Source organism: Mesorhizobium sp. M1E.F.Ca.ET.063.01.1.1, from assembly GCF_003998155.1.
Lineage (GTDB): Bacteria > Pseudomonadota > Alphaproteobacteria > Rhizobiales > Rhizobiaceae > Mesorhizobium.
On record NZ_RZSC01001279.1, the window covers coordinates 1 to 976 of the forward strand.

The 976-nt window shown below is 62.9% G+C and carries 1 protein-coding gene; it reads right to left on the reverse strand.

The genetic code is table 11. The annotated features are described in order from the left end of the window. The coding region (locus tag EOA29_RS37925; protein WP_145970102.1) for a hypothetical protein at positions 1–260 on the reverse strand (260 nt) is incomplete at its 3' end. Between the last annotated feature and the right edge of the window lie 716 nt (positions 261–976).

Here is a 976-nt window from a genome sequence, read left to right on the forward strand (position 1 = left end):
ACGCCCGCCGCCGGGAAATCGCCGACGCGGGCTACAAGCTTGTGGGCATCGTCCCAAGGATTGTCCGAGCCTGCCGCCTTGGCGGAAGCCCGCAGCCAGGTCGCGCCGCGGTCCCCCGCCGCCCCGTAGTCAGCGCTGGACGCACCCGGCGGCAGGGTCAGGATCGGTTCGGCGTCGATGCCCCCTATGCCAAGCGACCGGCCTCGCGCTGCAAGCCCGGTGCCATCGCCGCGAACCTTGATCAGGAGTCCCCTCGCCATGGCGCACCCCCTCCCCGGAAATGGAATCATGGCGTCGGCCGTCATCTCCGGTCAAGCCAAGTTTCAAGCCATGATTCGATCGGTCTGTTTGTCCACCAGGAAATCAAGCCGATTGTGTTTCGGCACGATATGCTTGGCGTCCGAAACATACATTCGGAAAATGACGATCGCGCCGTGTGACAGACGCTTCTGTGATCGCCTTCACATACGTCGGGCGAGCTTCACGCACAAATATTGCACCGGGTGGCACTGGCTTCTGCTTCGATGCACAGGTCCGACAAGGCTTCCGGGCCTGAAAATGGGGCCGTTCCTCGGCAAGGAATTTCGATCACCTAGCCATTTTCAGATTTGCTGTCTGCGCGCGTAGGCACCTCCCACCGACGCGCGCGGACGGCGTTTCGAAGATCGATCGCGCTCCGCCAGGCGTGTCAGTCAATCAATTGCCGGGCCAATCTGTTTTTCGAAGCAGGTTGGCGTCCGGGACTGCTGCCAGAGGCATGTCGCCCGGCGACTGGCGACCATCAACGGAGACGAAGCTATGATCGAGCATGCACTTGTCCTACAATTTCCGCTCAACGAGAGGCGGAATCGCATCATGGCCACAGCCGGCGTAGACGACAGGGGCGCTGTGCCGCGCCTGGCGCGGATCGACCCGCGCCAGTTCGAGCTGCTGTTCGGCGGCTGCAAGGTCGAACGCTACGCCGCCGGTCAGCACC